Source organism: Ktedonosporobacter rubrisoli (assembly GCF_004208415.1).
GTDB classification, from domain to species: domain Bacteria; phylum Chloroflexota; class Ktedonobacteria; order Ktedonobacterales; family Ktedonobacteraceae; genus Ktedonosporobacter; species Ktedonosporobacter rubrisoli.
On sequence record NZ_CP035758.1, the window covers coordinates 6,339,354 to 6,364,898 of the forward strand.

The 25,545-nt window shown below is 53.6% G+C and carries 20 protein-coding genes and 1 riboswitch; of the genes, 4 read left to right on the plus strand and 16 right to left on the minus strand.

The window, feature by feature from the left end; all coding sequences use genetic code 11:
• Positions 1-431 precede the first annotated feature (431 nt).
• The 8 genes from EPA93_RS27560 to EPA93_RS27595 all read right to left on the minus strand — a co-directional run bounded on the left by EPA93_RS27560 (position 432) and on the right by EPA93_RS27595 (position 11,974).
• Positions 432-797 (minus strand): hypothetical protein, encoded by a 366-nt coding sequence (locus tag EPA93_RS27560; RefSeq protein ID WP_129890586.1) that lies wholly within the window; start codon positions 795-797, stop codon positions 432-434.
• 455 nt (positions 798-1,252) lie between these two features.
• Positions 1,253-1,864 (minus strand): hypothetical protein, encoded by a 612-nt coding sequence (locus EPA93_RS27565; protein ID WP_129890587.1) that lies wholly within the window; start codon positions 1,862-1,864, stop codon positions 1,253-1,255.
• A gap of 22 nt (positions 1,865-1,886) precedes the next feature.
• On the minus strand, positions 1,887-2,483 hold the full coding sequence (lepB, locus tag EPA93_RS27570; protein WP_242527153.1) for a signal peptidase I: 597 nt from the start codon (positions 2,481-2,483) through the stop codon (positions 1,887-1,889).
• 380 nt (positions 2,484-2,863) lie between these two features.
• Positions 2,864-3,724, minus strand: coding sequence for an SMP-30/gluconolactonase/LRE family protein (locus tag EPA93_RS27575; protein ID WP_129890588.1), 861 nt, complete (start codon positions 3,722-3,724; stop codon positions 2,864-2,866).
• A 110-nt stretch (positions 3,725-3,834) separates the two neighbouring features.
• Entirely contained in the window at positions 3,835-5,586 is a 1,752-nt protein-coding gene (locus tag EPA93_RS27580; RefSeq protein ID WP_129890589.1) for a hypothetical protein, read from the minus strand.
• Between the two features lie 195 nt (positions 5,587-5,781).
• Positions 5,782-8,631 (minus strand): excinuclease ABC subunit UvrA, encoded by a 2,850-nt coding sequence (gene uvrA / locus EPA93_RS27585; protein WP_129894672.1) that lies wholly within the window; start codon positions 8,629-8,631, stop codon positions 5,782-5,784.
• A gap of 527 nt (positions 8,632-9,158) precedes the next feature.
• Positions 9,159-10,058, minus strand: a complete 900-nt coding sequence (locus EPA93_RS27590; RefSeq protein ID WP_129890590.1) for a coiled-coil domain-containing protein — start codon at positions 10,056-10,058, stop codon at positions 9,159-9,161.
• A 737-nt stretch (positions 10,059-10,795) separates the two neighbouring features.
• Positions 10,796-11,974 carry a phosphoribosylaminoimidazolecarboxamide formyltransferase gene (locus EPA93_RS27595; RefSeq protein ID WP_129894673.1) on the minus strand — a complete coding sequence of 393 codons (1,179 nt, stop codon included), beginning with the start codon at positions 11,972-11,974 and terminating at the stop codon, positions 10,796-10,798.
• A 179-nt stretch (positions 11,975-12,153) separates the two neighbouring features.
• Positions 12,154-12,240, minus strand: a riboswitch (ZMP/ZTP riboswitch).
• Between the two features lie 312 nt (positions 12,241-12,552).
• On the opposite strand from EPA93_RS27595, the gene EPA93_RS27600 reads away from it, so the two are divergent.
• Positions 12,553-13,923, plus strand: coding sequence for a tetratricopeptide repeat protein (locus tag EPA93_RS27600; protein WP_129890591.1), 1,371 nt, complete (start codon positions 12,553-12,555; stop codon positions 13,921-13,923).
• Positions 13,924-13,963: 40 nt separating this feature from the next.
• Here the strand turns inward: EPA93_RS27600 and EPA93_RS27605 are convergent, their stop codons facing one another.
• Together EPA93_RS27605 and EPA93_RS27610 are read right to left on the minus strand one after the other, a co-directional pair.
• A complete protein-coding gene (locus EPA93_RS27605) occupies positions 13,964-14,722 on the minus strand; it encodes a hypothetical protein (protein WP_129890592.1) in 759 nt (252 codons plus the stop codon).
• A 104-nt stretch (positions 14,723-14,826) separates the two neighbouring features.
• Entirely contained in the window at positions 14,827-16,584 is a 1,758-nt protein-coding gene (locus EPA93_RS27610; RefSeq protein WP_129890593.1) for a bifunctional lysylphosphatidylglycerol flippase/synthetase MprF, read from the minus strand.
• A gap of 520 nt (positions 16,585-17,104) precedes the next feature.
• Between EPA93_RS27610 and EPA93_RS27615 the strand changes: the two genes are divergently transcribed.
• Positions 17,105-17,470, plus strand: a complete 366-nt coding sequence (locus EPA93_RS27615) for a DUF4870 domain-containing protein (protein WP_129890594.1) — start codon at positions 17,105-17,107, stop codon at positions 17,468-17,470.
• Positions 17,471-17,605: 135 nt separating this feature from the next.
• Here EPA93_RS27615 and EPA93_RS27620 read toward each other — a convergent pair whose 3' ends face one another.
• From EPA93_RS27620 to EPA93_RS27635, 4 genes are all read right to left on the minus strand, one after another.
• Positions 17,606-18,088 carry a hypothetical protein gene (locus EPA93_RS27620; RefSeq protein WP_129890595.1) on the minus strand — a complete coding sequence of 161 codons (483 nt, stop codon included), beginning with the start codon at positions 18,086-18,088 and terminating at the stop codon, positions 17,606-17,608.
• Positions 18,089-18,206: 118 nt separating this feature from the next.
• Complete coding sequence (locus tag EPA93_RS27625; RefSeq protein WP_129890597.1) at positions 18,207-19,637, minus strand: aldehyde dehydrogenase family protein; 1,431 nt, start codon at positions 19,635-19,637, stop codon at positions 18,207-18,209.
• Between the two features lie 350 nt (positions 19,638-19,987).
• Positions 19,988-20,812: a hypothetical protein gene (locus EPA93_RS27630; protein ID WP_129890598.1), complete on the minus strand. Its 825-nt coding sequence runs from the start codon at positions 20,810-20,812 to the stop codon at positions 19,988-19,990.
• Positions 20,813-21,667: 855 nt separating this feature from the next.
• A complete protein-coding gene (locus EPA93_RS27635) occupies positions 21,668-22,912 on the minus strand; it encodes a glycosyltransferase (protein ID WP_129890599.1) in 1,245 nt (414 codons plus the stop codon).
• 305 nt (positions 22,913-23,217) lie between these two features.
• Between EPA93_RS27635 and EPA93_RS27640 the strand changes: the two genes are divergently transcribed.
• A complete protein-coding gene (locus tag EPA93_RS27640; protein WP_129890601.1) occupies positions 23,218-23,517 on the plus strand; it encodes a GlsB/YeaQ/YmgE family stress response membrane protein in 300 nt (99 codons plus the stop codon).
• 252 nt (positions 23,518-23,769) lie between these two features.
• Here EPA93_RS27640 and EPA93_RS27645 read toward each other — a convergent pair whose 3' ends face one another.
• Positions 23,770-24,171, minus strand: a complete 402-nt coding sequence (locus EPA93_RS27645; RefSeq protein ID WP_129890602.1) for a YybH family protein — start codon at positions 24,169-24,171, stop codon at positions 23,770-23,772.
• A gap of 207 nt (positions 24,172-24,378) precedes the next feature.
• Here EPA93_RS27645 and EPA93_RS27650 point away from each other — a divergent pair, with 207 nt between their 5' ends.
• Positions 24,379-24,750, plus strand: coding sequence for a winged helix-turn-helix transcriptional regulator (locus EPA93_RS27650; protein ID WP_129890603.1), 372 nt, complete (start codon positions 24,379-24,381; stop codon positions 24,748-24,750).
• A 93-nt stretch (positions 24,751-24,843) separates the two neighbouring features.
• Here EPA93_RS27650 and EPA93_RS27655 read toward each other — a convergent pair whose 3' ends face one another.
• On the minus strand, positions 24,844-25,146 hold the full coding sequence (locus tag EPA93_RS27655; RefSeq protein ID WP_129890604.1) for a hypothetical protein: 303 nt from the start codon (positions 25,144-25,146) through the stop codon (positions 24,844-24,846).
• Between the last annotated feature and the right edge of the window lie 399 nt (positions 25,147-25,545).

Genomic DNA, 25,545 nt, shown 5'->3' on the forward strand with positions numbered 1-25,545 from the left:
AACACGGATATAACCTGCGCAAAAGAGAGTTGAATTTAACACAATCCATGGCCTATTTCTATGACTAAAAACGTAACGCACTACGCTATTTCAGAACAGGCTTGCGCTTATTTCTAGTGCAGGTCCTCCTGGCCAGCAAGCTGATCGTGGACGCAGGCTCACCCCAGAAATGCAAGCCGGCGATTACTGATCAATCGCTGTAGCAGAAGTAAGATCAAGTCGAGTTGCGGGCAGACATAGTATCCATGAGCGCAACTTCCGTCAGTAAAAAAGCCAGAGAAGGAGAGAGGTCTCGCATACTGTTTGCACCTCCTGTGTACAGGTACAAGACTCGTGCCTGAGTGCTCAGGCAGTGAGGATAAACAACAGACAAAAGAGTAAGGCGTCCCTGCATGCAGGGTATTGAGCGCCAGCGAGCGCACAATGGTGGGCTATGCTAACCACGATCCACGTTCGCGCACGCTACCCATCCGGCCCGGCGCTACGGTATGCTTGCCAGGACAGGAGGAGAGCAACCGGCCCCAATAAGCATATGAGCCGTCGATACCAGGCGGCGCTCGCTGCCCCGTTGCAGAAGCAAGCAACGCGCACCAGAAGCGTAGGGTGGTCAGCATAGCCCGGGCGGCCGCCGCTGAGCTGACCGCGTGCGAGAAAGGCCCGGCTGGCATTCTGCTGTTAAAGATGCAGACCCGGCTGACAGCGCCGGACATAGTTGTGGTGCTATGAACCTTGCTCTTGTAACCAGGAGAACCGGCGAGCAGCGCGAGTCTATAAGTATAGTGTATATCTCTATACAAATGGCGTGCTTAGATACATAAATGCAAAAGACTATTATTCAAGATGTAGAATTGCTTGCACAGGCCTGTAGAGCGCACTGATGAGCTTTGCAAGCAAAATACTGCAGGCCATAAAATTGGGCAAAACTGCTCTATTTCGTGATAAAACGTGATACATTGAAGATTGTTTGCTGATGCTAAGAGAGGCCTGCTGTGCTACTCTATGGGTGGTGGTGATTGCATCCTATTTGGTGCGAATTTGGGGGGAAGAGTACCGAGGGGCCAGCATCTATCTCTGCGCGTGCATTCTGATGCTGGCCCCTCTTTTCACATTGGCACAGGATTTTACTGCAAATTGCACAGGCTTGACCGCGCTTGTAACGTACCGATTGTATGTCTCAGTCTCACCGAAGCCCGCTTCTCTTTGCTCAGGGAACTGGCTTCGTTATGCTCTGTGGCTAGCAATAAGCTGAAGCTTATTGCTCTTCTTCGGCAACTTCCTCAAGATAGTAGGGATGCCGGCGCGTAGCCAGCCAGCCGCCCCAGCGTCCAAGTAGGCCACCAATCATGCACCAGATCAGGAAAAAGACGATGGTCAGCACGATACCACCGGTGAAGGCGCCAGCATTGAGCCCTGGCGCGGTTGAGCTGATATCGCCAGGATAGCCGGGAATATAGCGCGTAACAAAGCTGCCCAGATAGAGGATAATACCAGCAATGGCCCCACAATAGAAGCTTAGCGTGCGCTGCAGGGTGATCTTGCCAATCACAAAGCCGGCGATAAAACAGATAGCCAGGCTTATCACAAAATTTAAGCACTGTACGCCAAGAGCCATATAGGCCGTGGTCAGGCTCATAGCTTTGCCCTGGACCGCTGCCTCTGTCAGCACTGGATCGTTAAAGAGCGTCAGCGCTACATTGATCAACATTTCGAGGATGCCGGCCACGATGCCACCAATGAGCGCATAGCCAAAGCCTCTGTTCGGCAAGGTGGTCTCTTCAAGGGGCACGCTCTTGCGCCGCCTGGCCCTTGACGACGATACTTCTGCTTCAAGCTGCTCCGGGTAATGTTTCTCTGAATCTTGCATGCTCCATCCCTCTATCTATGGCTTACTTCTTAATTTGTGCATAAACTGACTGATAGGTATTGATCAACTCCCACGCGCTCACCGGCCAATAGATTGCCACCGCCTTACCCACGATGTAATCTTTCGGGACAAAACCCCAGTAACGCGAATCGTCACTTTGCAGCCGATTGTCTCCCAGGACAAAGTACGAACCTGGAGGCACTTTCCATATTTTAGCGAGCGGATTAGTTGGCCCCGTGATATATGGCTCATTCAACTCTGTGCCATTCACCCAGATATGGGTGTTATCGGTACGAATCGTATCTCCAGGTAAACCTATCACCCGCTTGATGAAATCCTGACTGGTATCCAGGGGATAGTGAAATACTACCACATCTCCACGCTGAGGCGAGGCCGAGAATATGTAGGCCATCTTATATACCAGCACATATTCATCATTCTGCAGCCCTGGCTGCATACTTACTCCTTCTACGTGATATACCTGCACTACCAGGCGCACGGCAAAGAAGATGAGCAGGGCCAGTATGACTAACTCTATAAGTTCTCGTACTAATGAAGAACGACGTTTCAACTTACAAACCTTGCCTGTCTTGCTGTACATCTGCAGTTGGTACAGCATCTATTCCTTTTTAAAAGGCCAGGACCAATAGCCAGAGCAAATCTATAGTCTCAGGAGCCTTTCTTGTTGCTACTGCCCGTTTCCTGCTCCTCTTCGCTATTGGTATCAGCGGTAAATGGCAAGCCTGCATACGGTATAGCAACTTACCGCTTTGAACATTATAGCTGATGTACGCCAATGCTTCCACGTCTCTTTTCTCTCTGCAGAATTATCCAAGATTGATTTTGTGGCCGCATGACTACGATAGAGGGGAACGAAAGATTGGAGAGGGGCGCGATCCAATAGACTACGCCCCAGATCAGAAGCTTGCAAACGCTATCCATATGCTGCTCAGCCTGCCTCATGCAGGCAAAGCTAACATGCCGCGCCAGAAATCCAGGTTACGGCCATCCAGCATGTGGCGCTGGCGCACGCAAGGTAAACACCTGACCTGTTCGCCTTGCCTCACCCATATTCTCCTCAGCATCTTTCCACTCGGTTGCCACTATGTAGAGCGTCTTACCGTCATCTCCGCCAAGCATACATGCAAAGCCGCCACGATCAAGCTCAATCGTTTGTAACACCTCTCCTCCTTCACGGATACGCACGCAACGCCTGTTTCCAACGTCGGCGTACCAGATAGCACCTTCGGCATCGAGGCAAATTCCATCGGGATGATCATTGCCTGTCTCTGCCCATACGCGTCGATGTGAGAGGCTGCCGGAAGCTTCAATATCAAAGGCCGTGAGCTTATTGCCATAGGATTCAGCCACAATCAGCGTGGAGTTGTCAGCGGTCACCGCCATGCCGTTGGGAAAGGCCAGACCATCGGCGACCTGGCGCTTTGTTCCATCTGGCGAGAGCAGGGCAATGGTTCCGGGTGCGAACGCGCCGGCGGGAAAGTCAAAGCCTGTGTTATTCAAATAGATGTTACTCCTGCCGTCTACGACAATCTCGTTCCAGGGAAGCCCTTTCCTTGCCAGGTCGCTTAAGTCGGCATGAGTCACAAGCTCTCCATCAGCTTCCATGCGTAGCAGCAGCCCATTACGAGATGAAACGAGAAGTAATTGCCCATTGGGCAACCAGTCGAAGCACATGGGGAATGCTGGAAAATCGACCTTGACGATGCTTTCACGCCTGCCCTCATGGTCGACGGCAAGAATCTCTTGCGCTCCCCAATCGGCCACCCACAGGCGCCCGGCGTGCCAACGTGGTGACTCGCCGAAAGCGAGATCGGCCAACAGGGTATGCAGTTCGGGCATAGGAAGACTCCTTTCCTTGACCAGCTTTACAGCTACTCTTTACTGGGTGCATTATGTACACAGAAAGAGCATATGCGAAGTAGGGTAGAAAAACTTCTTGCATCTTGCTCTCATGCAAGCATGACCAGGCCCGCAGCCACTTCCTGCCGCCCCAGGCTTACAGGACGCTCCGGCAAAAAGATGGCATAGCCCGCGAAGGTATAGCGCTGGCAAGCAATCTTAAGTTCGGCCAGTTTGCGCGCAAAATTTGTGATCTGCTGCGAGCCCAGCGGAAAGACATAGGCCGGGTGAGCAGCCGCGCGTACAATATCGCGATAGGGGGCGTAACGATCAAAGCCTGGCGCTAGATTAGCCTCCAACGCGCTACAAATAACCTTCTCCTGACTATGAAAGGTCAGACGGTTGCAGGTCCAGTACTCAGAATAGATGCGTGTGGCTCCCAGGCTCTCAAGCTTGTGGATCAGGGCCCCTTCCTGCCGATAATAATCTTGTGCCATAGGGATCTCTGCAAAGGTTCTGAAGGTGCCGAGCACAAAGACGGCAAGGATTACTAGCAAGATCCCGGCCGAGGCGATACGTCTGGCCTGTCCCCAACCTGTCTGGACCCGGCGCAGACCACGCCATAAAGGCCACAAGAGCGCCGGCACAGCGATGAGCAGGCAGGTCAGGTAGCGCGCCGAGGTAAAGGGCACGACGGCCGGACTGGGACTGATCAGGTACAGAAGCAGGGTTAGGCCCGCGCTCAGCAGCACCATCAGCCGGCTGCACTGCAAGATGAGCTCCTGGCGCTCCTCTAGCGTCAAGGCCTGCGCAGTTCTTTGTTCCCGCCACAGTTTCCAGGCCACGCCGGCCGCGCCCAGGACGGCAATTACGCCAAGGGCGAGATAGCCCAGACCCCAGCCGCCTTGCAGAATGCTGCACTGCGCCATCAAGGGCGAGGACGCGCCAAACATGGGAATAGCTTCCAGCGGACAGAGCGGATTGGCTCCCGTGGCTAGAGGCAATGCAATCATGACGGTGCCGATAATCTGCTTGAGCCAGGGCAGCTCAACGCCCACTAATGCCTGCGCGCCTGCATGATGAATATCCAATAGTACATTGAGCGAATTGCGATCCAGCGGCGCCGTGACATTATAGACAATAAGTGGAAAAATGCCGATGATGCAGCCGATCAGCAGGCTTAAGCCCATTAAGGAGAAGAGTTCTTTGCGGCAGAAAAGCAGCAGGAGCAGTCCGGCCGAGGCCACAAAGGGCAATATCAGAAAATCGACCCACAGAGCCAGTCCGATCACCAGGCCCAGCAAGCCATAGGCCAGCAGGCGCTTCCACCATTCCCTTCTGCTTGCGGTTGCGCTAAAGCGCGCGTAGGAGAGGGCAAACCAGGCAGCAAAGAGGCAGATCAGAGCCGCAAACAGCTCAGTCTCGGGATACTCGCCAACAGCCTTGAGCTGACGAGAGATAATATCCAGCGAGCCAAAGCTAAATAATACGACGATCAGCAGGGCCAACTTCTCGGAATAGAGCAGGCGCGTAAGATAAAATAGCGCGGCGATAAACAGCACGAACAGCGGGATGAGGGCAAGGCGCAGGGTAAAGAGCGACGGTCCCAGTATATGAAAGAGGGGCGCGGCAAGATAGCCCTCCACCGGCCCCATATAGGGCAGGCCATAGAAGAAGATGGGCAGCTCTCCCCGGTAGGCGACATGGAGAGCCACCAGGCCCATGTTACCTTCATCGCTGTTCGTCGTAGGCCAGTTATTATAGATCAAGACAAGGCGAGCCAGCGTGGCCAGCGCGACAAGCCCGAACATCCATAGCTCGTAGCGGCTGGGATGCCAGCGCTTCAAACTTAAACGTAGCATGCTACTCCATCTTTTTTTCAGCACAATATAGATCCACAAAACTATACTATAGATTGTGCTTCTGAACAAGACAAAGTGCGCAGGCTACGTTCAGTTTGCAAGAGCATAAGGCTACAGGCAGGCGCCTCTATTCTTTTCTACCATTGCTAAAAAAGGCCGAGACCTTGTGACAAAAAGCCCCGGCCACACACTTACTCAGGCCAGGAGAGCCTGCAAAAACTTTCCGGTATAGCTTTGCGCGCTGGCTGCAACCTGTTCAGGCGTGCCCTCGGCGATAATGCGCCCGCCGTTGCGGCCACCCTCGGGCCCCATATCGATAATCCAGTCGGCGGCCTTGATGACGTCGAGATGGTGCTCAATCACGATAACCGTGTTGCCCCGCTCGACCAGGCGTTGCAAGACATCCAACAAGCGCTGCACGTCGGCAAAGTGCAGCCCAGTCGTCGGCTCGTCGAGGATATAGAGCGTGCGCCCCGTCGCCTGTCGGCTCAATTCCCTGGCCAGCTTGATGCGCTGCGCCTCGCCACCGCTAAAGGTTGTGGCGCTCTGCCCCAACTGGACATAATCAAGGCCCACATCGCTTAGCGTTTGCAAGACGCGCGTGATCTTAGGCGAAGCGCCAAAGAAGTCAATCGCCTCGCGCACGTCCATGGCCAGCACCTCGGCGATATGCTTGCCCTGATAACGTACGGCCAGGGTCTCATTATTGAAGCGCGTGCCCTGACAATCCCTGCACGGCACCCAGACATCGGCAAGAAAGTGCATCTCGATACTGATCTGTCCCTGCCCCTTACACGTCTCGCAGCGTCCGCCCTCAACGTTAAAGCTAAAGCGATCGGCCTTATAGCCGCGCTTGATTGCCAGCTCGGTGCCGGCAAATAGCGTGCGAATCTCATCAAAGATTCCGACATAGGTTGCTGGATTGGAACGCGGCGTGCGCCCGATGGGGTCTTGCGTGACATTGACCAGCCCTTTGAGCTCTGAGAGGCCCGTGAGCCGCTCAAAGGGTCCGCCGGGCTCATCCTCTCCATGCAGATGGCGCTTGAGTGCCGGCGAGAGCGTGCCGTTAATCAGGCTGCTCTTGCCGCTGCCGCTGACGCCGGTCATACAAATGAAGAGCCCGAGGGGGAAGCGCGCCGTGACCTGCTTGAGATTGTGCAGGCGCGCACCCTCAAGCGCGAGCCAGCCGCGCGTAGGCTGACGTCGCTTTGCAGCCCCGGGCGCGCTGATCCGTAGCTCGCCACGCAAGTAGCGCCCGGTCAGCGAGGCAGGGTGTCGCGCCACCTCTTCTGGCGTTCCGGCGGCAACAATATTTCCTCCGGCCACGCCAGCGCCCGGTCCCACATCGATAAGCCAATCGGCGGCACGCATAAACGTCTCATCGTGCTCAACCACAAGCACAGAGTTGCCCATATCGCGCAACTGCAGGAGCGTCTTAAGCAAGGCTTGCTGATCGCGCGCATGCAGACCAATTGAGGGCTCATCCAGCACATAGAGCAGACCGGTTAAACCACTGCCCAACTGACTTGCCAGGCGCAAGCGCTGCCCTTCACCGCCCGAGAGCGTTGGTGCCGTCCGATTTAAGCTCAGGTAGTGTAGTCCAACATCCAGCAAGAAACCCACGCGCAAGCGGCTCTCCAGCAAGATTTCGGCGGCAATCGCCAACTCTTCATCACTCAAGCTTTCCTGCAGCTTGTCAAGCCATTTGCGCAACTCAGCAATAGAGAGCTCGCCGATCTCAATGATGCTCAGCCCGCCCAGCGTTACCTTGCTGGCCGCCGCCATTAGCCCGGTGCCCTGACAGGTGCTACATGTCTGATGACTCATAAAGCTGCTGCTCCAGCGTTTAGAGTGCTCGGAGGTGGTCTGACGGAAGAGGCGCGCAATCTCGTTGACCACACCTGGCACGCTATCAGTCACCTCATAGGTACGCCCCGAGCTCTCCAGAAGCGACTTGATACGAATGCGCTCCTCGCCCGAGCCATACAAAATGACCTCGCGTACGCGCGCGGGCAAATCCTGCCAGGGCGTATCGATATCGGCGCCATAGTGCTGCGTTACCGATTCCACAAAGCCACGTTTATAGCTTCCCTTCTTGCGCATGTCACCGTACCAACGCAAGGCACCCTGGCGAATGGTAAGCGTGGGATCGCTAATAATCTGGCCAAGATCGATCTCCATGCGCGTTCCCATACCATGGCAGTCGGGACACATGCCCACCGGCGAAAACTGGCTGAAGTGCTGCGAGCTCAAGAATGGTACTTGCGTTCCACAATAGGCGCAGACCAGCTCCTCGCTAAGAAAGACTTCAAGGCCTTGGCCCAGCTCCACGATCAGCGTTCTGTCGCTCAGGCGCAAGGCACGCTTGATGGTCAGCGCCAGTTGTTCGCTCCAGCCGTCCAGCTCTGTCTCAGGCACACTATCCTGTTTCACAAGCAGCTCGACGCTATATTCGCGCTCCTGCTCTAAGCGCACATCTTTTATCGTTTGTATGCGCCCGGCGAGACGCACAGCAGTGTAGCCCTGAGCCGCCAGCCTGGCCAGGCGCGCCGTTAGCTCTTCTCCCCTCCGCGCCGAGAGCGGCACCAGCAGACGAAAAGTCGTTCCAGCGGGCAAGGCGCGCAAGCGCTTGAGCATCTCGGTCGCCGAACGGCGCTTGATCTCGTTGCCACATGCTGGACAATGTACATGGCCAACGCGCGAATAGAGCAGCCGCAAGTAATTGATAATCTCGGTAATCGTACCCACAGTTGAGCGCGGATTCTTGCTCACCGTCTTCTGTTCGATCGCTACCGCCGGACTCAAGCCGGAGATGCCGTCAAGCTGTGGCTTGTCAACCTTCTCAAGAAAACGCCGCACAAATGGCGATAAGCTCTCGACATAGCGGCGCTGCCCTTCGGCATAAATGGTATCGAAGGCCAGCGATGATTTACCGCTGCCGCTGACGCCGGTCAGAACTACAAGTTTGTTGCGCGGAATCTCAAGATCAATGTTCTTGAGATTGTGCTGCCTGGCTCCCTGAACACGTAAGGTCTCTGTATCCATCAGGCCTGAGCGCGAGCCGCTCAACGTAGTGGCGCGGCTCTTAGGGCTCTGGACAATCTCGCTTCTATTTCCCAGCAAGCACGCAACCAGCTCTGAGCGCCGCCAGGCCTGCTGCTCGACCCTCTCTTCGCGCGTACTGTGTGCTAAAGTGGCAGTACCGGCTTGACTCGTTAAGCTATGTGCCTCTCCCTGTTTATCCTCCATGAGTTTATAAGCCTCCAACCAATGCTAAAGCAATCTTACAAAGGGCAAAGAATGCGAGTGGCCAACAATAATCCTTGCCACTCGCACAGACTTTGAGTATAGCGCACGAACCTGACATCTTCTGTCAGATTCTTTCTCAGGTTGGGAAAAGGTAACGCTTCAGCATGAGGGAAAGCTTGCCTGCTTTATTTCTGTGAACAAGCGGGTGAGAGCTGGGAATGATTGATGGGGCGATGCGCAGCTATTTTCTTGTGTATGAGGGAGGGCTAAGCATTGCCTGGCCCGGTTCTTCTTTTGACTCAAGGCAAGCCGGGCCAGCATATCTATTTTGCAGGTGCTTCTGGAAGACGAACAAGGATTTGGGTGAGCATAGACTCCATATTCCCCATACGTGTGTCCATACCGCCTAGATGCATGTCCATACCACCTAGACGCGTGTCTACATTGTCAAATCGCGTATCCATGCGATCCAATCGTGCATCCACATTGTCAAATCGCGTATCCATGCGATCCAGCCGCGTGTCTACCTTGTCTAGCCGAGCATCTACATGGTCAAACCGCCTATCTACTTCGTCTAACCGCATATCCACCTTGTCCAGCCGAGCATCTACGCGATCAAATCTCACATCCATCTGATCCAGCCGCGTGTCTACCTTGTCAAACCGTATATCCATCTGATCTAACCGCGTGTCTACCTTGTCAAACCGTATATCCATCTGATCCAAACGGGCATCTACTTGCTGCATATGGCTATCCAGGCTATTCACCTGCGCTTTGACTTGCTGCATATCCTGGCTCAAAGCCTGTGTGATCTTCATATGTTCGGCTGCTTGCGCTTTGACCTGCTGAATCTCCTGGCCCAACTCTTCTTTAGTTTGCTGCAAGTCCTTCCCCAGCGCTTGCGTAATCTTCATGTGTTCGGCTGCTTGCGCTTTGACTTGCTGGATCTCCTGGCTTAATTCTTTTTTAGTTTGCTGCAAGTCTCTATCCAGGGCTTGCGTGATCTTCATGTGCTCGGCTGATTGTATTTTGACCAGTTGGATCTCCTGGCCCAGCTCTTCTTTAGTTTGCTGCAAGTCCTTCCCCAGCGCTTGCGTAATCTCGACCTGCTTAATGGTTAAGCCCTTAACCATGCTTAACTCATGGGCAATATCGCTAAGAACTGGCCGTAATTGGACCATTGTCTTCTCCAGTGCACTCAGGCGCTCTTCCTGCGTCGGCATATAAGGTTCCTCTCCTCATTATTCTGTCAATCATCGACCTTGACCCTAACCTTATGCCTTGCCCTAACTCTTAACAACTTCTTATGTAAATCTATTGATAGAGTCAGATACAAGAACTAGTAGATACAGCAATAGTAGCATGCGATCCCAGGAAATACAAGCATTTTCCTGGTTGAGTCTCGGCAACTAACGAAGAAGCTAACGCTAAACTATCGAGTTCATCCTAAACTGCCACGCCTCCCTCATCTTCCAAACCGCTTTCTAACAAAAGCTCCTGCGGTACCTGCAAGCGCCTGGCTATGATCGCCAGGACTTTCGCAGACATGTTAATTTTTCCTCTCTCAATGGCTGAAATATACGCTTCGGTAAATTCAGGGTCTCCCAACTGCTCTTGCGTCAAACCAGCTTTGTGCGCTCCCTGCAGACGTTTTTGCCAACACGCTCTCTTTTTTCCTGTGGCGAATTTTCATTATCCTTTATCATCGCAATTTTCCTATACACTATGATATATCTTTGAGCACTTTATATACTAATAAGCAAGCTATAACATATTTTTGGAAAAGGTAAGCACATATACGCGAAATGTAACGTTACAAATGAGCGACAAAGCTGAGGGAAAGAGAGCGAAGCGATTGAGCTCCACTAATAACCTGGGAAGCTTGCAGACTGAACATTTAGGGGCTAAGCAGATTGGCCCGGGACAAGCCTTGCTTTCCAACTTGTCCCGGCTAAGCCAATTAGTGATGGAACAGGCGCACGCCATTAAAGACCATGACCATGCCATAGGTATCGCAGGCTGCAATGACATCCTCGTCGCGAATAGAGCCACCGGGCTGCACAATGTATGAAACGCCATACTGGGAGGCGAAATCCACGTTATCGCGGAAAGGAATGTAGGCATCGGAGCCCAGCGAAACGCCCTGCAGACCTGACAGCCAGGCCCGCTTCTCCTCGGCGCTAAGGCGTTGCGGCACCTTCTCAAACAACTGCTGCCACTCCTGCTCCTCGGCGGCCGTTAGATCGTCGCGCAGGAAGAGATCAATGCCGTTCGTCCGATCGGGTCGCTTCACGCCCTGCTTCCAGGGCAAGTTCTGTACAGTGGGATGCTGGCGCAAATACCAGTTCGCAGCTTTACCGGCGGCCAGGCGCGTGCAATAGATGCGCGATTGCTGGCCGGCTCCGATCCCGATGCACTGGCCATCATAGGTAAAACAGATAGAGTTGGATTGGGTATACTTCAAAGTGATCAGGGCCAGCAAGAGGTCCCGTTTGGCCTCCTCCGGCAAATGACGATTCTTCGTTGGGATCTCGCTCAGTTGCTCGGCGCCTGGCACATAATCGTTGCGCTTCTGTTCAAAGGTAACGCCAAAGACCTCGCGCCGCTCGCTTTCCTGCGGCTGGTAGTCTTGATCGATCTGCAGGACAGTGTATCTGCCCTGGTGCTTCTTGCGCAAAAGCTCCAGCGCTTCCGGTTCATAGCCAGGAGCAATAATCCCATCGGAGACCTCGCGGCGTATCAACTGCGCCGTTGGCACATCTACAACATCGCTCAGGGCCACCCAATCGCCAAAGGAAGCCTGACGGTCGGCGCCGCGCGCGCGGGCATAGGCTGAGGCCAGGGGAGATAATTCCAGGCCATCGACGCCATTGGCCTGTTTCAAGGTCTCGCTCAGCGGCAAGCCCAGGGCTGCCCCTGCCGGGCTAACGTGCTTAAAAGAGGTCGCGGCGGGCAAATGCAAGACCTGTTTCAGCTCGCGCACTAACTGCCACGAGTTGAGAGCATCCAGCAGATTAATATAGCCGGGCGCGCCGTTAAGGACCTGAAAGGGCAGGGCACCTCCTGAGCGCATAAAGACTCTCGCCGGCTTCTGATGTGGATTACAGCCATAACGCAAGGCAATTTCGTTCTCAGCCATCTGTATTCCTTTTTGGATATGAGCAAAGCCAGCCCCTCGACACAGGGCCGGAGCAAGCAGTACGCTTGCGCTTGTAAAGTTGTGAATATGCACCAGGAAAAGTTCTTTCATCCCCGGCGCTCCGTCAGTTGTTTCCACACAAAAAAGGGCCACGAGACGTATAGTAAGCATAACGTCTGTGTCCCAGCCCAGGCGAGCGGCTCTAGCATCTTACCTCCTGGCTTCCCTGTGGTGCTCCACATAGATCGCCAGTTACCAGGAGGATTTTTTCAATTGTCAAATCTCTCCAGCAGCCAGCACAGCGCTTTACAGTTTAAGCCAGGCTGGAACTGCCAGAAGATGGAAAGAAGTTTCTCTCTAAAGTCTAGCACATTGCGCCAGAAATGGGCAACCAGGCTGACGAATTGCATATACATGTGTTATTATGTTTCATATGCATCTTTTACGGCACCTATGAACATAGCTCGGCTCTTGATCTTGACTGCCGTTTTGGCCAATAAATAGGAAAAATCCAGGCAAGCGGAGCGCCGAGAGCCCGGCCGGTCTCCACGCCAGTTTACGCGCAACAAGGAGGTTTCATGTCCCCATCAGACGATAAGGAAATCACCAGGCTGCAGCGCCAGCGCAGAGCGCAGCTGTGGATTATTGGGTTCCTCGTTTTGCTGGTCCTCATCGTGCTTATCATCACCCCACTCTCGCAGGTCCTCACCCAATTCGCCTTTAAAACCGCTCAGCTCAGCACGAGCAATCCCAGCGCCGGCTCGGTGCTTGATCAAGCTAACGTTGCGGCCCAGAAAGCCGATTTAGAGGTAGCGCAGACCCAGAACGTCCTCAACCTTATGAATGCTATGCTTGTAGTTCTGGGCGTGGCGGCAGGCGCGCTTGGCCTCTTCGGCTTCTCCACAACCAGCGGCTTCCGTGATCTTGAAAAAGAATGGCGCGAGCGCCTTAGCAGCGTAGGCCGGCTGCAGAGTGAGACTGAAGCCAAAAGCAGGGCCATTGAGCAGCTGCAACAAGAGATGGAAGAGAAGAGCAAAAGTATCGGCGACCTGGAGACGCTTGTGAATAACGTGGCAAGGCTTCAGGAGTCAGTCAAAGAGCGCTTTGATCGCAGCAACACAGCCCTGGCCTATCTCATTCTTGGGAGCCAGCTCTGGCAGCGCCGCGAATATAACGAAGCTATGGCCTCCTATGAAAAGGCCCGCCATCTGCTGGCCAACAACGCGCAAATGAACTATGTTCTGGGGCGTATTTATCAGAGCATCGGGCGCTACAATGAGGCAATTACGTCCTTCAGCGACGCCCTCAAAGCCAGGAGCGATTACCCCGAGGCCCACAAAGAGCTAGGCCTTACCTATCGTCTGCTGGGAGCGCTGCAGGAGCAAGAAACGCAGCGCCAGCACTACTTTGGCCTGGCCCAGGAGCACTTGCAGCGCGCTATTGAGCTCAAAAATGACTATCTGGAAGCGCTTGGCTCGCTTGGCGGATTGCATCGGCGTCTTGGTGAGTATGAGAAGGCTCTTGACTGTTACAGGCAGGCCTACGCCCTTGATCGCACCAGCGCCTATGGCCCTGGCAATATTGCTAGCCTTGCTTTCTATCTGGGCCAGATGGAGGAGGCCCGCACTTACTTTGAGCGTACCGCGCGCCTGACTCAGGAGCGTATTGAGACCGGACAATGGGAGCCCTATTGGGACTATTATGATCTCGCTACGGCCCAATTGGCCCTGGCCACTCTCGCAGATAAGCCCGCAGAGCTTGCCACAGCTATGAAAACCTATCAGAAAGCCATTGACAATACACCAAGGGTCTCGGTTTTTGAAGGCGTGTTGAGCAATCTTTTCTTACTACAAAAAGCCCAGCATAAGCTAGAGGGTCTGCCACAAGCCGTCGAGATGATACAAGAGGCCCAGGATCGTTTGCGCGCCTCCATGCATATCGATGCCTGAGGATAGTATAGGCTGGCAAGCGGCGAATAAACTGCTAAGCTCAGGATTCTTCAGATCCCAACAGTTGGAGGATAAGTTGCTTCAAGGCAGTCGCTGAGGCGCCAATATGAAAGGGCACAATGCGTCCACGCCTCACCACTTCGCGGAGCCGCTCATCAGCAATCTGCGCCGCCTGATCGCGCCACAGACGCACAACATCATCGGCGAGACGCCCGCTTCCCTCGATCACCAGCAGAGGCCAGCCATGCCGTACCGTGGTCAGCGCCTCATCGAGCGCAATCGATCCACCGTTGGCCAGCAACGTCAGAGCTCCTTTTTCCCGCGCGATAGCCCGACCCAGCGCATACATCATCTCGGTCTCACACCCCCACTTGTTACCCTCAACCAACACAAAATGCGAATGATGCGGATCAAGCGAAACAAGCTCTTCAGTAAGCGCGCTGCTGGGTCTACCTGGATACGTCACCAGGCCTGTCGGTGCCACACCCAGCAGTGGCCTGCGTTGCCCATGCCGAAGCAGAGCCTGTCCCATGACCTGCATAATCCCCACATGCGAACCGCCGTCGATAATTACTGCTCCTGCCTCGACGGCTGCTGGCACAATGCTCTCGGTCCCCAGGTGCGTAAGCAGAGCGGCGTACTGACCCGCAAAGTTGCCGGCGCCACCGGCAATCATGATCAGCGGCGCCGGATATTCCAGCTCAAGCGCTTCAAGAATGCTCTCAACATGCCCTGCTAGCGTGGTAGAGACCACGCGCGCATGATTGCGCTCCGAAAAGAATATTCTACTGCTGTGCATAGCTTCCTGGCCTTTCCTCTACAAAAGGGTCCTCGGCAGAAGGACCCTTGAAGCAGCGTATTCACCTTATGTTGCTTAAACTATAACACAACACATAGGCATATTTAGACGTTGAGCGCCTCCAACTTACCAGTAGAGGATTTGCGCATATTGCGCCGCCAGGAAGCCAAGGAAGCGCGCGCCGTGCTCAACAGCGAAGCATCGCGCTGATGAGCGCTGTACAACGCCAGGCCAATCTTGGGCAAGCTTAACGCATCCGAGTATACAAGATAGCGGCTCTCCCAGATAGGATGAAACTTCTTTTTAAAGTTAAAGAGCGAGCGATTCTTCTCGGGATCGCCGAAGCGATGGGTCAAGAAATCTATGCTTGAGCCCAGGAAGGTCTCGTCATCTTTATTGGTATTACCCAGCGGAGCCAGGCCAAGGCTAATCGTCTGCGCGCCGCAGCTCTTCAAGTATTCAATCGAGCGCGCCAGCAGCAATTCCATCGTCCCGGGCGCACAACGCGCGGCCCGCCGCATAAGATCAAGTCCCCAACCCTCGCGGCCATAGATCGGCACAAAGTTCACAAAAGCATGCACCCGATTCGTCTTATCCACAGCTACTGCATACATTAACTCAGGATTGCTCTGCGGATCAAAGTGCCCCATGCTAAAGCCCATCTCCATGCCGCCCTTACTGACCAGCCAATCGTGCGATATGCGCTCCATTTGCGCAAGCTGCTCAAAGTCACTAATGCGTCCCCGATAGAAGACAACGTGCACATCTTCTTTCTCGGCCCGCTTCGCACTTGAGCGCACGTTCGCCATAGCTCCGCCCTTGAGGGTAAACTTCTCGGTGTTGATAATCGCGTCCTCGCCGATCTTCAGCAAGTGCAATCCGGCCTCCCGATACAGGTCCGCGATCTCCGCGCGCACCTGCCAGAAAACCGCAGTCCAGCTTTGCACGTGGCAGAAGTTCATAAATTGCTCGATGACCGCCGCCGTCTCATGGTCAGGACCAATCGGATCGCCGGCCACCACAGCCGTGCTGCCGACCAGCACATAGCTAATTACCGACTTGCCAGACTCCGAGAAGAAGTAGGACTTATCAAGGCCCATAGCAAAGTAGGAAATTGAGCTCTTGCCATACAGGCGCGTCAGTTGCGCGACCTCATAGCGCTCCTCGGTATCTGGCAGCAGGACAGCCGCCACCGGTCGAAAGAGCTGAACCATGCCATAGAGCACAGCACTGATACAGAGCACAGGCAGCGCGTGACCAAAGAGAAAGGCTGGCGTGCCGCGCGCAATATGGACCATATGCGCATTGGTAAGGATGCGCAGGGCGAAGACCTCAATACCAAAGCGATCAATCAAAGGATTGAAGTCATCATAGAGAGCGATAAAGCCCCCGATCGTATAGAACACTACCACGCCAAGGCCCAGCGTCAGGGCAATATATCCCCGCCAGACCGAAGGCGGATCACTTCTCGCTAGAAAAAAGTTGCGCAAACAGCAGAGCACTAGCGCCAGGCCCAGGGCTACAACGGTGGCCAGAATGGAGCCTCCGCGCAACACATGCAAGAGGCCCGAGAGCAAGAGCAGCACAAGGGTCAGGTGCCAGGCGTGGGCCTTACTACGCATCAAGCCATACGAGAGCATAATAAGGAAAAAGCCTACAACCACCGTAAGCGTCTGCGCCGGAATTTTATGCGCCACAAACGGCCATGCGCCAAGCAGGATATCCCAATTGAGCTTGGGCACGATGGCCGAGAGCATATCAGCAATACCTACAAACCCTGCAATCAGCCCTATTGTATAGCACACAAGCGGACGAATACGATTCATAGACAATACTGAGGCAACTTTCATCTCTTTTTGCATAGGGAACCTTCAATTCCGGTATCTTTTGTATGTCACAGTTTGGAAATTTTCGTAGCAGTTCATATGCAACATCCAATTGCTGCGAAATGATAGCTCTAGCGGGCTTTGCTTTTTCCCTGCGTATTTTAGCATATCTTGTGAAGAACTGCCTGCATCACTGCCAGATATAAGACTATTGATCTATAACAAGCTCGCAATTCGTTAAACCTGTATCAAATTCCCCGGTGAGTGGATTCTCTTCTATTGCTATAGAATAGCTCTTCTTCTCGCTGGTTCCAGCTTTCGTGGAACTAAGCAATAGTGCAGGACAGGAAATTCTATGTTGTCCGCAAATCCATCTCCAAACATATAGACGCTCCAGCCACCAAAAAAATCGCGTCAGAGCTAAAAATCAGTACAAAATTTTGCCGAGCTTTTGCAACACACATCCTGGCAGCACGTATATGTGATAGTATTGCAAACGAAACAGTTACATTTCAATGCTGAAATGTGGCTGTTAAGAACAAGAGAGGCATGTTTAATGATGAAGATGACGACTCTAGGGATGGACGAGCGCCTGGAACGCGTACTGGCCTATGCCTTCTGGTGGGTCTCGGGCCTTGGGCTGTTTCTAGTAGAGAAAAATCGCAATGTGCGCTGGCACGCGGTACAATCTATGGTAACCTTCGGGGGACTTTGCTTACTCATGTTCGCAGCAACCATGCTGAAGGCTATGCTGGGTTGGATACCGCTGCTCCACATCTTAACCGATTTTGGTCTTGGCCTGCTGCTCAACGTGCTTATGTGGGCCAGCCTCCTGCTGTGGATCTGGCTTATGGTCATGGCCTGGCTACGTCCAGATTATCGTCTTCCGTTTATCAGCGATTGGGTTCGCCGTATCGTCTAAGACCTATCACAAGGCAAGCTAATTTCTTTTATCCACGGACTTTTCCTGGCCATCGTGCTACCTCTGGCTGTACACCTGACTGTCTCGGGCCCGAAAGGAGCGACTTGAGCGCCAGGCGTACAGCAAAAAGGTGCTCTATCTTTCCTCTCGACTGCGATATAACCAGCCCAGGGTAATACCAAAGGCCAGGTGGCGCAATATATTTTGCCAGAAGGATTTCCAGGTGGCCAGTTTAGGCATCTCGCCGTCCTTAATCAAGGGGTGGTATTTATCGGCAAGCGGGGTCAGGGTCCAAGCCGCAGCAACAAAGCCGCTAGCAAAAAGCGAGCCTTTTAGCCAGCCTGGACCGGGCAGCCAGCGCTTGGCCAGGGCGGCATAGACCTGGGCCAGGGCCACACCGTTAAGCAGGTGAACGCCCCAGGAGAGCAACCAGGACCCCTTGCTGCTCTCTTTACCGACAAGCATGCCCTGGATAAACTGTACGTCGTTAAAATAATTCCCTATAATATACCTGTCCTCTTCCATGAAGACGCTATAGACCAGCGTGGCAACCAGGCCAGCCGCCGCAGCTCGGCGCGGGCACCAATCGGGCGCCAGCACTTTCCATAATATTTTCACAGCTTTTCTTCTTTCCATACAAGTCACACGCTTTTGAGCCCGCCTGCGCTCCAACTTTTCTCAAACCACAAGTAAGCCCGGCTTTTCTGCTTGCCGGGCTGCTGGTCTGCTCAAGCTTCTACTGCTGGCTGGGCGCCGGAAAGGGAAACCACCAGGGATCATTGATACCAGGATTGGTCAGCAGGGCACGCGTGCGCAAGAAGCGCTTGATGGCCGCCGGTCCCATGCGCGAGCCGCCCAGGCCGGAATATTTAAATGAGTGCTCTTCGCCATCATGCACAAAGGCTGTCAGCGAGACATCGTTAATGCTCACAGCTCCTGCCTCCAGGTGATGGGCCACGGCCTCGGCCTCTTCCGCGCTGCCGGCAAAAACTGAAGCGCTCAAGCCATACAGGCTATCGTTAGCCAGGCTGATCGCCTCTTCGAGCGTATCAAAGGCCATGACAGGCAGCAGAGGCCCAAAGCTTTCCTCGCTCATATTCAGCATAGTATGCTTGACATTCGTCAGAACCGTGGGCAGACACCACAGCCCGCCGCCATGCGTCTCAATCGCGCCACCACAATGAATTCGGGCACCCTTCTCTACTGCATCGCGCAGGTGTCGCTCAATGGTCCCGGCCTGGCGCACGGCCATAATGGGTCCGATCTGGCCGCTTGTGTACTCGGGATAGGCCAGCTTGAGCTGCCTGGCCTTCTCAACCAGGCGCGCGACAAATTCGTCAAAGATTGTGCGCGCGACATAGATGCGCTCGATCGATTGGCAGGACTGTCCGGTATTGACAACCGATCCCCACAGTAGAGCCGTTGTCGCACGCTCCAGGTCCGTGGAAGGCAGTACGATGGCCGGATCTTTTCCGCCCAGTTCAAGAAAAGCTGGGATAAAACGCCGGGCAGTGGCTTCGGCAACCTTGCGCCCGTTTGCCACGCTGCCAGTAAAGCAGAGGGCGTCCACGTACTCGATAAGGGTCGCGCCCGTAGTACCATCGCCAACCTGCACATAGAACACATCGCGCAGCTCAGGTACGCGGGCAATCGTCTCCAATAGGGGAGCGACAAAGCGCGGCGTGACTTCGCTGGGCTTGATCAGCACAGCGCAGCCGGCCAGCAAAGCCGGGATGGCATCGATAAGGGAGAGCAGCAGCGGAAAGTTCCAGGGACTAATGATGCCTACCAACTGATGAGGAACGTAATCGCTACTGATCTGAATGAAGGGGACCACCTGCGAGGGCTTGCGCTCCTCAACATAGCTAAGTGGCGCCTGTTGGCACCAGCGCTCAATTGTTCCCAGCACGCCTTCAAGTTCCAGGACCGATTCGCCTAAACGCCCGGTATCGGTAGTCACGGCCTGGATCAATGGCTCGCGCGCCTGGCTTAGCTCTTCCTTCCAGCGCTGAAGCACGATACTGCGACCCGCGACGCCCAGCGCGGACCAGGCTGACTGCTTCGCGCGCAGCTCAGCACAGCGTCTGGCCAGCTCATGCGCTTCCGGTAAGGTGATACTGTAATCTTCTCTGCCTGTCCGTGGATTACGAATACCCAGTGTAGTCATTTTATCCTTTACTCCCTCTACTGCATCTAAACATATGCATCTCGCTTTATCCTTACCGCAAAATAGCGTTACCGGGCTTTCCCGCTTGACATTATACGGCCCGCGTAACAAAAATATCCAGCTAGCTTATCAAGAGACACAAGAAGGCATTGTACGTATTTCCTCATTCATCCTCACGAATCGTTAGCCAGTCCGCAAGATGAGTGCATCCTAAACAGAACTGCTGGCTTTGAAGCGTTCATAAGCCGTAACGATACTCTCTAACGCGTCAGGATCAGTTGGGATTGTGACTGATATCTTCTCCCCTTCATCGGTACGTGGAGTTATCGAGAGGGCCCTTTGGGAAGACGTCACTTCAAGTGCGGCAACATGCCCAAAATTGACAACATAAGCCCCCATTGGAATGTGGTGTCCCCATAAACAAATCCATCCGGGAGAAGGGCCAGAACCGGTCGCTCCTGGAAGACCCATGCCACTACGCCTCCAAACACAGCTCCAATAGCCCCTATCAGTAGCGATGCCGAGACGAGCCAGTCGGGGGGAGTATCTCCTGCAGCGCCTATCTGCAGCAAGAAATTGTGGATGGAGAGGAAAGAATTCCCAGCACCTATAGCCAGCCCTATGAGCATACTGGAGCCAACCAGGCCTATGAGGCCCCAACCACAGCCAGACACGAACATAGGCCATACGAAATCGGCGAGAGAGAAGAGGGGAATGACGCGCCAGTTAGAAGGGACACTTCTCTTACGAACTCTTGTGAGGACATCTTTCCCGTTGAGACCTTCAGACAGTGCTTGCCAGATACGCCGTCGCTTTTGCTCTTGTTGCCAGGAAAAAAACCGTGGGTCTCTGCTGAAAAAGTGAGCAGAAGAAACAGGTTGATGAGGCTGTACGGCAGGCATGGTAGCCTCTGGCGACGCTGATGTCATATCAGGCGTGCTGACTTCTGGCAATGCTGGCGCCGGAACAGGAGGCGCCTTGCCAGGCTGCGCCAGTTGTTCTCTCACTTGTAGGAAGATTAAGGCAAGAAGGCAGAGAGCCAGGAACGCCAGGAGAAGCCATATATTATCCTTTACGAAAGCAGGAAGGGGAACAGCGTTTCCCAAAATACCGCTGATCGAGGTGAGAATTACCGCTAAAGTTACAGTACTGGTAATTTGGCTTCTTCTATTCATAAAAGCTCCCATTACCTATCATAAATAAATCTATGCAAGATTGCTTTTTGCTATTTGTGCTCTTTGAGCCCCACAAGCGACGTGAGTAGGAAAAATGGTTCTTTCATGACATGTTACTTCTCGTGTGAAGGAAGCCAACAACACCATCTTCCTTTAGTATATCTGATCAGCATGATGTTTGCCAGGAGATCATCAGCTTATTTTCAGATTTTACCTCTTAACCCAGAAAAATAGTGAGGTGGGTCTACGCTGCCCACATTTCATATTAACTGGCGCGCGCTCAGCCCTACTTCTCTTCAAGGCGCAAATCGCCAAAAAATTTGCGCAGGGGATGAACTATTTTGGCAAGCATGCATTTGCTGCACGTACTTTGGTACCTCTATCAAGGCTACAGGTTGAGAATATCGTAAAAATAAGATAGAGAATAAAGTAATACCTTTTGCGGAAGCACGTCTACGAGCACCATTAAGTCACAGTCTCCAACAATAGAGGCAGCCGCGAAAGGTATTTGTCTTTGCTCTGCACACATTTCTCTCCCTTCCCCCTCTTGTCTTTTAGTGCTTTGGGAGGAGTGCGCCGCCTGCGGGCGGCAGGAAAAGGAGAAGCTGGGGCTTTCACCCATCACTTCAAGCTTGCCAGCACATAGACGATTACCATGGTACTGTTTGAAGCAAATATATTGAGGATGACAAATAAAGTATAGTAAAAGAATAAGTGTGATCAAGCTTGCGGATGTCTCCTACGTCCGTCCTACCACCATAGAGCTAAACCCCCTGAGACAGGGCGTCCGCAAGCCACCCCTTCAATGCAGCCCGATCGCCACACTTCCCACACAACCCTCCTCACGATCCAAAGCTAGCCCGCCGAGCGCTGTCGCTCATTGTGATACTGGCGACCCCGCCAGTCTACGCCCCTGCGCGTCACGATGCGCCAAGCAGATTGGGCCAGAATACCCTCAAAGATGGCTCCGGCCAGCGGATGGGTCAGTGCCGTGTACCACGGGACGCTCATCTGTCTGTTAAGCCAGGTTCGGTAGGCAAAAATCGCCCCAAGTTCCAGACCCATAGCCGCCCCCACCTCGCGTAAACCGATACTCACGCTGCGCTTTGTACGCACCAGGCGCGCCAATAAAGGCAGCAAAAAAGGCACGATAGAGATCATCGGGAGACCAAAGAGTTGGGTCAGGACAAACGCCAGCCCTCCGCGATTGCCCAGGAAGGCATTTTTGCGCCAGCCGCGCCAGGTATCGCGCAGCCCATGATACATGCGTACGCGTAGCAGGCCGCTGCCCTCCACAAATTTGAGCTTGAAACCGTTCTCTTTGACTACCCGCGCCAGGTCGCGATCGTCAAGCAAGGTATCGCGCAATTCGGGACGCGCATAGCCGCCGATCTGCTCATAGGCTTGGCGCCGAATGAGGATGTATTGCCCATTCGCTACGGCTACCGGGCTGCTGGGATCATTGACAAGCCGCGGCGGATAGAGCATGCTGATCCCCAGAAAGGCCATCGGCATCAAGGTCTTTTCCCAGAAGGTGGGTAGTTCCTGGGTAGAGGCGATGGTAAACAAGTCTACCTGTTCTTGCCTGGCTTGGGCAAGCGTCGAGCTCAAAGCGTTGGGGGCGTGCCAGGTGTCAGCATCGGTAAAGAGCAGCCACTCACCGCGCGCTTCCTGCACGCCCTGCTGAATGGCATGCGGCTTGCCGGCCCAACCTGGCGGTAGATCGCGCAGGCGCAAGATCCATAAGCGTTCCCCGCGTGGGTGGCTCGTGACCAGCTCATCAAGAATGCTGGCAGTCGCGTCGGTAGAGCCATCATCAACGACAATCACTTCATAATTGGGATAATCCTGCTCCAGGAGCGAAGTTACGCAGCGCCGAATATTGCGCTCTTCGTTGCGCGCCGGCACAATGATCGAGACGCGCGGCTGCAAGGGGGAAGATGCTGGCTCCTGAGCCGGCTGAGGCGGTAATTTTCTGACATAATCATTTTTGTCAGGTGCTGTACGCCACCAGATTACAGCATAAAAACCGACCACGCCAATCACATGCGACCAGAGCAGGAAGCGTGGCCAGCTATTCAACCAGTTATATTTGCCCATTTACTTTGCCTTTTTGCAGGTTGTTTCCTTGCTATTATAGCTAATATGTGCACGCAGCAACAAATCAGATTGCCGGGGCTCAGCTCCGCCTGTTTCCTCTGCAAACCCGCACACAGCAGCACCCGAGCGCCTTGCAGCCCTGCACCTTTGCCATCCCAGATCGAGGCGCTCATCTGTCTCGGCCACGAATTTGCTCTGATCCCAGGAATTTTGCATCCACTTAGCCTCATCAATCGTATAATACACAGTGAGCGCTAGAATGGCATTTGTAAAATCTAGTAATTATTCCCACAGAGGAGGCATTAATGGTAAATGCAGCATTAGTTCTTGGTATTGTGTTGGGCTCAGCTTTTAGCCCGACAGGACTTATCATCTGGATTATTATTGGACTGATAGCCGGCTTTGTCGCGAGCAAGATTATGTCAGGCGGCGGATATGGTCTTATCGGTGATATCATTGTTGGCCTGGTAGGAGCCCTTATCGGCGGCTTCCTTGCCAATCTGCTAATTCCCGGAGCTACCTTTGGCCTTATAGGCAGTATCATTGTCGCTATCATCGGCGCATGTATATTAATCGCTATTCTACGGGCTGTAAGAAGGGCCTGAGCCGGCTAAGGACGCTCACTAATCATAAAGGTACAGACCGCAGAACCCGACGCGGGGAAGCGGGTTCGCACAAAGGCGTGGCGAGCCCGCTGGCGGGCGAAGCCTGTACTATTGCGCATAACCTACGAAGGACCGGCATTGATCCGGTCCTTCAGCCTATGAGCTCCCCACTTTGTGCGCGCTCTGACAACTCTTCTTTAGGAAGAGCCGCATGTTGGAAAATGGTCAGGTGCCAGCCTTCCTTGCCCAGGCTCAGGCCAGCGAGCCGCCAAAAGGATGATCAATCACATACAACCAACGTCCATCTGGCTGCCGGCGCACAACCTCTGAGGAAGTGCCTTCAAACTCGACAGGCTCTCCGTCCTCTCCTCTGGTAACCAGATGCCATTTAGCGCGCAAGAGCGCAATATCGCCAACTCTATAGGCGTACTGATTTTCAGAGACCATCTGGCCCCTAAAGGCCAGCAGCCCTTGCAAGTGTTGCTTAAGCGCGTCTTCGCCTATACTTACTTCACCACTTAGCTCTACGGCGCCGGCCTCCGGCTCATATAAGGCTAACAGCTTCTCAAGCTCGCCCGAATTAAAGGCAGCTGCAAAAAAGCGATTCATTTGCTCTGGCGAACTCACAAAAAATGGACCCTTCGAGCCTGGCATACGTTTCTTCCTCCTATCTATACTTGCATAGCAAATCTCAGCTTGTAGATAAACAGTCAACACGAGCACAGTCAGGTGTTCTCCTCTGCTCAGATTGGCGCTCTCTACCCGCTCATAGGAAGTATGTGGGATAATACGTTTGCAAACAAGTACGCAGAATTGTCAGACATAGTACTGTATAGCAGACTAACATGCGCAGAGGAAACTATGCCCTATCAACATAGCATTTATGGTTGTCCAGTCGAAGCCGCTCTGGCGGTGATCGAGGGAAAATGGAAGCCCCAGATCCTATATCTGTTATTTCAAGGTACCCGGCGCTTCGGCGCGTTACAGCGCGGCTTGCCACATATAACGCGCCACGTGCTCTCAACTCAGTTGCGCGAACTGGAACATGCTGGAGTGATAAAGCGCCAGGTATTTGCCGAGGTGCCCCCACGCGTAGAATATTCTTTAACCGAATTTGGCAAGAGCTTAGAGCCAGCTCTGACCAGTCTCCTTGCCTGGGGCGAGCAATATATCAGTCGCCAATCTGCTCATGAGCAAGCAGACGCTCCAGAGGACCAGGCGCGCGGGTACTAACGCTCTCCCGCTATCGCCTCCTTGAGGCTTGCTTTGACTCCCCGCTCTACGCGCCAGGGCCTCCTTGCCCCCAAGGCGCGCAAGCTGACAAGGCTATTCGCTTACCAATGGTCCTGGCTTCTCAGGAGGCTCGCCTACTGACGAGGTAATTTCCTCAATCTCAATTACATCGGCTTCGCGAATGACCGTTTGCTCGACATCCTGGGACATCTCTTCGATTTCCACCATGACCATCGCAGCATAGCCTTCCTCTCCCGGCAAAATTTGGAAGCTGACAATCCTGCGCACTCTATAGCCGGGCGTTCCGGGAAACTCTTTCCCGGGCAAGGCATTGGCCCAATCAGCGATCTCTGTCATGTTGGCGGCCTTATCATAGCCTAATAGGCGTGTCTCCATGTCTACTCGCTTTCTAGCTCTTCTCATAGCATTCTGGCATAGTAACCAGACCATATCTATCTATGTCACGACCCGCAAGCTCGTTTCGCTTCCTCGCCAGCCGCCTCTTAGTTCAACTCACCTCTTTCTAATCCATTCTATTTCATGAGCATAGCTATAGGATGCTCTATTATACTTCAGTTTATTTAACTCCCCTTGTTTCCCCTATTATTTGACATAAATATATATCCATGCTACCATCACAGCCAAATAGATGGGGCTCGTCAATTCTTTTTGTTCTAGCGCGTGCAGCTGGGAACTACAACATTGGGACCTGTGCTTAAGGCTTCGTCCTTTAAGCAGTCCTCTCCTGTGGGAATTGGCAAGCCCTGGCCAAATGGAGGGTAAGCTCTCATATTA